This is a genomic window from Stenomitos frigidus ULC18 (assembly GCF_003003795.1).
GTDB lineage: Bacteria > Cyanobacteriota > Cyanobacteriia > Leptolyngbyales > Leptolyngbyaceae > Stenomitos > Stenomitos frigidus_A.
The window spans coordinates 49,371-56,980 of the sequence record NZ_PVWK01000055.1; the positions used below are offsets into that span (position 1 = coordinate 49,371).

Genomic DNA, 7,610 nt, shown 5'->3' on the forward strand with positions numbered 1-7,610 from the left:
GCGCCCTGCAGAAATTGGTTTATTCCGTTTTGTCGGTGTCTCACAAGGACGATCACGGCATTGTTTCCGATCGCTCTTGTCTAAGTTGACCCATTGTCTCTTGAATCACTATGGTCTGGCCCTTTAAGCCTCGGTTTCAAAAACAAATTGCGCGGATCGAAATCAACGGCGCGATCGCGGGTGCAACGCGCAAACGTGTGTTGGATGCACTCAAAACAGTCGAAGAGCGTCGTTTTCCAGCATTGTTATTGCGGATTGACAGCCCCGGCGGCACGGTAGGCGATTCGCAGGAAATCTACGATGCCTTAAAGCGCTTGCAGCGTAAAACCAAAATTGTGGCTAGCTTTGGCAACATCTCAGCCTCCGGTGGCGTTTACATTGGGATGGGTGCCGAGCACATTGTGGCGAATCCCGGCACGATCACGGGCAGCATTGGGGTAATTTTGCGGGGCAACAACTTAGAGCGCCTACTTGACAAGGTTGGCGTTTCGTTCAAAGTGGTGAAATCGGGTCCGTATAAAGATATTTTGGCGTTTGATCGCGAAATCACTGAACCCGAAAAAACTATTTTGCAAGAGCTCATTGATGTGAGCTACCAGCAATTTGTGCAAACCGTTGCTGACGGGCGCAAACTCGCTGTTGAAACAGTGCGAAGCTTTGCCGACGGACGCGTGTTTACTGGACAGCAGGCGTTGAACCTTGGTTTGGTCGATCGCCTGGGCACTGAGGAAGACGCGCGTTGTTGGGCCGCAGAACTGGCAGGGCTAGATCCCGAAAAAACCCGCTGTTTTACGCTAGAAGAACGCAAACCATTGCTGAATCGGCTGGTTTCAAGAGAGTCTAGCCAATTCAGTCAACTGGCTGCTCTGCCTGGGTTCGCAACGAGCATTGAGTGGCTGGAGTTTGAGCTGTCTACAAGCGGGTTACCGCTCTGGCTCTATCGTCCCTAAACACTGTCTCTCTAAACGCAAAGTCTTGATAAGGGAACTTGCACCCTAGCTGCCATGCTGAGCATTTGCAGCCATGATGAAGATCAGCCATGATTGAGTTCGGGTCTCTCAACCGACAGAGAAGCCTGATTTAATTCTGGTTAGCATTAAAAACTTTATTGAAAGGCGCGGAGGATTGAGCGTGGGTTGGAAAGTGCGAGCAGTACGTGGAGCAACGACAGTCTCAGAAAATTCGATTGAAGCGATTCGTTCAGCAGTACATGAACTGCTGAACGAACTAGAAACCCACAATCAAATCGATCCTGACGAAATTGTCAGCGCCACCTTTTCGGCGACCCGTGACCTGGATGCGATTTTTCCGGCATCGATCGCCCGTGAGCGTCCGCGGTGGTCAAACGTACCCCTGCTAGACGTACAGCAGATGCATGTCAACGGTAGCCTGGAGCGCTGCATCCGCTTTCTTATCCACTTCAATACACCAAACCCAGATCTTGAGATTTACCATCCCTACCTGCGTCATGCGAGGTCTTTGAGACCTGATTGGACGATGGCTCAGGTCGCTCTGATCTCAAAATCGACGCTATGACCTCAAGTCCAACGCCGAAGCAACGCTATTAATCCACCTCTCGGTGCCTCACAGCGTTGCTTCAAAGGAATCGTTTAGAAATGTCATAGCCTTCCGAATGAGGGACGTTACCTGCAACGTCCCTTTAACCTGTTTAGGCCTCAGGTGTGGCTTGTGTAACCACACCAGCGTTGCGTTCTGCAAAATACTTGTTCAAAAACGTACTCGCCAACGATAAGACAACAGGGCCCAGGATAAACGCCAGCAGACCATCGACTCTAAAGCCAGGTACCAGCACGGATGCCAACCAGAAGCACAAGCCGTTCACCACTAGGGTGAAGAGCCCTAAGGTGAGAAACGTCAATGGCAAGGACAAAATGGACAAAACAGGCTTCACAAACGCGTTGACCAGCCCGATCGATACCGCTGCAATCAAAGCCGCAGGAAAGGTGGCAATATCAACTCCAGGCACAGCGAGATCAACGATGAGCAGGCTAAGGGCTGTCGCCAGCAAGGTTAAAAGATTTCCGACCATAATTTTTCCCTCAAATTTACCAAGCGTTAAGGTTCTTGCTATGCCTACATTATTGAGGGAAGGCTGGCAGAGAGTATCTCTACCTGGATAGATTTCAGGTGGCCGATCGCAGAAAATTGGTAGATGCGAACAGCCATAGCCACGATCAATGGCTACCAGACTTATGACGAAGACGGTGTAGAACGTCCTGAAAGCAACGGCTCAGCCGCTTCAACGTCAACTACTTCATCCACTAGGGGTGGTACAGCAACGGTTTCTTTAAAGGGCGTTGTCACTGCTGACTGCGGTTTGTGAAAGCGAATACCTAGTACAACATCGTACAGAAAGCCAAAAAAGTCTTTCGGCGTTTGTAAGATGCCCAATGACTGATGCGATCCTTTAGCGTCTAACAGCGGCTTGGTCGCGAAGTAAGCCGGCTGATAGTTGTACCAAGGAATGGATGGCCAAAGATGATGCACCAGGTGGTAATTCTGCCCCATGATCAGCAGATTCAGAATGGCGCTGGGGTAAACCCTCGCATTCCTCCAGCGATCGCGCTCATTAAACGGGCGATGCGGTAAGTAATCAAAAAACAACCCGAGCGCCAAACCCACGATCGCAAGCGGGACAAACCAGTAATTGAAGACGTAATCTGTAAAGCCGAATTGGAAAGAAGCGTACACGATCGCGGCCAACGCCAGACGGGCAACAACCCATTCCCATAGTTCATACTTTCGCCACAGTTTGCGCTGGAAAAAGTAGAACTCGTGGTACAAAAAGCGTGCGTTGATAATCCACAACGGCCCAGCCGTAGAAACGACATGATCTGGATCGTTATGGGGGTCATTCACATGAGCATGATGCTGCATGTGGACACGTGTAAATACTGGAAACGAGAAACATAGCATCAACGCGCTGGCATGGCCCAAAATAGCGTTGATCACTCGGTTGCGATGTGCCACGTTGTGACAGGCATCATGAATCACAGTACCAACAATGTGCAGTGCCACAAAATTGAGTAAAAAACTGCACCAATGGTACCAATGCCAACAAAAGTAACCCAAAGTAGAGACCAACGCCAGCGCCACTGCACTGATGAACATCAGCAGCGTTGGATTTAAATCGCCAGGAGGACCTAGCAATTCCTTGGGCACCGTCAGGGGCTTCACTGCCTCCGACATTTACGGTTCTGCTCCTGCTAATCACCAACGCGTAGTATACGATACCTACTGTTTCAAAATAAAGTTTTGTGAAATTAGCTCCCCTAATCTAGGTTTGCTTACAGCGGTGCCTTTGGTTATGGAACGCGCTGCAGAATAGCGCTATGCCCTGCTGGCAAAAGTTTTTGCCCATGAGGCCAGCGGTAACGATAGGGGTATAACGCGTTGAAATCATGCCGTTAAAGGGAACTTTGATTCAGATGAGGCAGTCTTCAAGATTGTGGGAGAGCAATGTGCAAGGTCTTGGGCTGTCATTAGCAAACGATCGACTATTTTCGCCATTGTCGCTTCAGTCACCACAGTATTTTTGAGGTTTTTGCTATGTCGTTACCGAGTTTAGGAAGAGGGTTAAGTCGTTCAGCGGCGTCTTTCAACGGACTAGGCGTATCGCTAGGTATAGTGCTGCTATTAGGAAGCAGTGGCGCGATCGCACCACCGACCTTTGCTCGCACCGTACGGCCTTTGCAGGTGGCTCAAACAACGGCACCTGGTTCAGGTGATGTCATTGTCAACACAGAGCCTCAGAGACCTGGCTCGACGACCAGACCCAGTAGTGGCTCAACGACCACATCAGCGTCTGGTAACCGCTTCACGTGTGAGATGGCAAGCGGACAGTACACCGTGATGTACCACCCCGAAAGCCAGCCATCCCAGTCGTACCCCTGGGCCGTGCCAAGCAACATGGGTGGTGGTTGGGATGCCAACCGTCGCTGCAGCGAAATTAGCCGTCGTCTGGAGTCATACCGACCGGATGGGCTATTGGAAATGAAGACGGGCGCAGAGAACGGCTACAACACTGTTTGTGTGACGACTGAGAGAGTTTCAAGCTGTCGCATTGTGCTGACGGTGCCCAATGGCCAAGATCCGACATCGACGCGCGATCGTGTCTTTCAAAACCTGACCGTTGCCGATAGTGGGCAGCAGACTCAGGGCGTCAATACTTACGTAGGTGGCGGCAGCAGCAACATTTTGGATCAAATCGGACGCGCCATTGGTGGGTTGTCCAATGCCCAGATTGGCGACATCGGCAGCAGTCGCGCTGATGGGATCAACCTGCGTCCCTTCCTCGATCGCCGGGACGGGGGGACAGGTGAAAAACTAAGCGGTACATCCAGAGTCTCCAGCCCCCGGTTGCTGAACCCTGGTAAGTTCCGTTAAAGCAAACGTTCAACTCTCAACGAACGAGCAGCCCTGCATCTTGTGGGGCTTTTTTAGTCGCTATAAAGCTGACGGCTGCAACGATCAGGAGACAGGCTTCGCTTCTCCCGAATGCTTGGCTGCTGGCTTCTGACTCCTGCCACTCGTCTACCGCTAGAGCGATTTTTCAATGAGCTTCTCACTACCGTTGAGCACGTTGGCTGTATCAATCTCTACCGAACTGCCAGCGCAGATCCGTTAAGTTCATAACAACCCCTTTGAGTGATCTTCACTACATTTTTTGATTCATGCGCTTAGAGCAACTGCAAGCTTTTCTAGCAGTGGCAGACACAGGGAGCTTTCAACAAGCTGCAAAGCGTTGCGGTGTGACGCAATCGGCCATTAGTCGTCAGATTCAAAGTCTGGAGGCAGGCTTGAAAATGCCGCTGTTTCATCGCACGACTCAGGCGAAGCTGACGATAGCGGGCGATCGGTTTCTGCCTCGTGCCAAAAAGATTTGTCAGGAGTGGCTGAATGCCGTTCAAGACCTTGATGATTTGCTTACGGGAAAGCAACCGGAGCTCTGCGTAGCAGCCATTCACTCAATTTGTGCGTATCATCTACCGCCCGTCTTGCAACAGTTCTGCCACGACTATCCTGATGTGCAACTGCGAGTGACAGCATTGGGCAGCGATCGCTCACTCAAAGTGCTGAAAGATGGGTTGGTTGATGTGGCGATCGTTATGCACAACCGCTTTTTGACCACGAACCCAGAGATGGTTGTGCAGGTGCTGTACGATGAACCGATTAAGGTGCTGATTGCAGCAGACCATCCCCTTGCCGCTTACGAAACAGTACCTTGGGACGAATTGGCAAAGTATCCGCAAGTCGTGTTTAAGGATGGCTATGGCATGCAGCGCCTGGTGCAAGAACAGTTTGAACGACGTGGAGCCGCTCTACGTGCCGTACTCGAGCTGAATACACCCGATGCCTTTCGAGGCGTGGTGCGACAGGGTGGCTTGGTCGCGCTGTTGCCAGAAACAGCATTGGTTGAGGCGTATGCTGACCCGACTCTGGCAGTACGATCGCTGGCACCCAATGTTGATCAGACCAATGGCGTGCTGACGGACACGCTTACCGATCCACCGTTTACTCGTCAGGTGGTGCTGGTCACAACGCGCGATCGTCTACAAGTCCCACCGATTCAGCATTTTTTCAACCTTGTAGCAGCCTTGTTGCCGCCCCAAATTGAGTTGCCTCTATCGATCGCCAACGTCGAATAAAAGCAGTTGGCTGGCCGTGCAGCCGTTGGGTTCCCTGGATCGCTTGTCAGAATCAACGTGCTAGTTTATCGCGTCCCTTGAGCAAAGATTATGAGTTATGCCTTTCGAGAACTGCTTCGCAAAGTGGGTAGTGGCACTCACACCAGCGAGTCTCTGACCCGTGAGGATGCCGCTGCTGCCACCCGGATGATGTTGCTACAAGAAGCAACTCCGGCTCAAATTGGTGCCTTCATGATTGCCCATCGGATTCGGCGACCCACTGGCACCGAACTGGCAGGCATGCTGGATGCTTACGAAGAATTGGGTCCACGTTTGCAGCCGATCGCGTCTGCTTATCCAGTGACGGTTATGGGAGTGCCCTACGATGGGCGATCGCGCACGGCTCCGCTGAGTCCCCTAATCGCCTTGATCCTGGCAACTGCAAAGTGTCCCGTGATTATGCATGGGGGCAATCGGATGCCAACGAAAGAGGGTGAACCGTTGATTGACTTCTGGCGGGGCTTGGGCGTTGATTGGAGCCAACTTTCACTCACGCAGGTGCAGCATGTTTTGGCGGCAACAGGGTTAGGGTTTATCTATTTACCCTCCCATTTCCCCCTGGCGCACGGCTTAGTGCCCTATCGCGACCAAATTGGCAAACGTCCTCCCCTTGCAACGATGGAACTCATCTGGTCGCCCTACGCTGGTGATGCGCATGTCGTATCTGGTTTTGTCCATCCGCCAACGGAACTGATGTTTCAGGATGCGATCGCGCAGCGTGGCGTGACTCACTTTACCAGCGTGAAAGGCTTAGAAGGCAGTGGCGACTTACCGAGAGAGCGTACTGCCATCATTGGTTTGGGCATACCCACGATCGGGTTTGAACGGCTGCACTTACATCCGCGTGACTATGGGTTTGAGGGTAAAAATGTCGCTCTGGACGCAACCCCCAAACTCGTCAAGGCTATGACAACCGTGCTCGGCGGACACCCCTCTGAATGGATGCAATCCACACTTTGGAGCGGCGGTTTCTATCTCTGGCGCTGTGGCGGTTGCCCCTCACTAGAGGCAGGCATACAGGAAGCGAGACGACTGCTAACAGAAGGGCTAGTGCTGCAAAAGCTGCAAGAAATTCAGCAGGTCGCCACGCCGCTTCAATTGACGCATTAGCATCAGACACCCGAGCCAATGTCTTTATGGCTGCTGAGTTGAGTGAGGATGAAAGCGGGCGATCGCGGTTCAAGTCGATCGTCTGAAGAAAAACTGACCGGCTCAGATTTGTTGCAATTCTTTACTTTTTAAATCTAAGTTCTATCCGTTAGCTCTGTACCATTTGTACTAGATAGTACAATTCAAAGCATCTTTGCAAGTTCACCTTCATGGCAGTTTCTGTTCAACAGGCTCTTCATACTTCCCCTGAAGAATCAACTAGAGTACCGATAGATGCAGGCTTACAGGCTCAAAAGGAGCCTTTATAATTTGTAATGAATAACGATTCAACGACATAGTATAAACAAAGAAGTTGGAAAACTTGTTAATGCACGTAGATGCGGCTTGGTCAGTCATCTACATGAGTAAAGTTCTCCGATTGTTAGGAAAATTTACATTTCCTAAGCTTCTTATCTGGAAGAGCGAGAAATATTTGAGCGGTTCATGATCCATTAGCTGGTGCGCTTGTCTCATTCTGCTTAGGCAGTTTGATTGCAGAGCATCGTCTGCGTTGGTTGTGACCGGAGCCGTGCTTGAACTAAACACCTTAGGAGATCAAAGTTTATGTTGGACGCATTTGCAAAAGTGGTTTCCCAAGCCGATACCCGTGGCGATTACGTGAGTGATGCGCAGATTGATGCGTTGAAAGCAATGGTATTGGACGGTACCAAGCGGATGGATACGGTGAATCGGATCACGAGCAACTCCTCCACGATTGTGGCGAATGCAGCACGGGCGTTGTTTGCGGAACAG

General features: G+C 51.2%; 7 protein-coding genes and 1 pseudogene. 6 read left to right on the top strand and 2 right to left on the bottom strand.

The genetic code is table 11. The features are described 5' to 3' along the window. Positions 1-110: 110 nt before the first annotated feature. Positions 111-950, top strand: coding sequence for a signal peptide peptidase SppA (gene sppA, locus C7B82_RS09585; protein WP_106256071.1), 840 nt, complete (start codon positions 111-113; stop codon positions 948-950). Between the two features lie 181 nt (positions 951-1,131). Further along, the gene (aroH, locus tag C7B82_RS09590) at positions 1,132-1,536 is read left to right on the top strand and encodes a chorismate mutase (RefSeq protein WP_106256072.1); all 405 of its coding nucleotides are present in this window, start codon (positions 1,132-1,134) and stop codon (positions 1,534-1,536) included. A 133-nt stretch (positions 1,537-1,669) separates the two neighbouring features. Here aroH and C7B82_RS09595 read toward each other — a convergent pair whose 3' ends face one another. Further along, positions 1,670-2,050: a phage holin family protein gene (locus C7B82_RS09595; protein ID WP_106256073.1), complete on the bottom strand. Its 381-nt coding sequence runs from the start codon at positions 2,048-2,050 to the stop codon at positions 1,670-1,672. A 161-nt stretch (positions 2,051-2,211) separates the two neighbouring features. Continuing rightward, positions 2,212-3,210: a beta-carotene hydroxylase gene (crtR, locus tag C7B82_RS09600; RefSeq protein ID WP_106256074.1), complete on the bottom strand. Its 999-nt coding sequence runs from the start codon at positions 3,208-3,210 to the stop codon at positions 2,212-2,214. A 360-nt stretch (positions 3,211-3,570) separates the two neighbouring features. Between crtR and C7B82_RS09605 the strand changes: the two genes are divergently transcribed. The 4 genes and pseudogenes from C7B82_RS09605 to C7B82_RS09620 form a co-directional block, all read left to right on the top strand. Next, positions 3,571-4,407: a COP23 domain-containing protein gene (locus C7B82_RS09605; RefSeq protein WP_106256075.1), complete on the top strand. Its 837-nt coding sequence runs from the start codon at positions 3,571-3,573 to the stop codon at positions 4,405-4,407. A 287-nt stretch (positions 4,408-4,694) separates the two neighbouring features. Continuing rightward, positions 4,695-5,669 carry a LysR family transcriptional regulator gene (locus tag C7B82_RS09610; RefSeq protein ID WP_106256076.1) on the top strand — a complete coding sequence of 325 codons (975 nt, stop codon included), beginning with the start codon at positions 4,695-4,697 and terminating at the stop codon, positions 5,667-5,669. Between the two features lie 90 nt (positions 5,670-5,759). After that, positions 5,760-6,818 (top strand): anthranilate phosphoribosyltransferase family protein, encoded by a 1,059-nt coding sequence (locus C7B82_RS09615; RefSeq protein ID WP_106256077.1) that lies wholly within the window; start codon positions 5,760-5,762, stop codon positions 6,816-6,818. Between the two features lie 603 nt (positions 6,819-7,421). Beyond that, positions 7,422-7,610 (top strand): annotated as a pseudogene (locus tag C7B82_RS09620) (phycocyanin subunit beta); the annotation flags it as partial.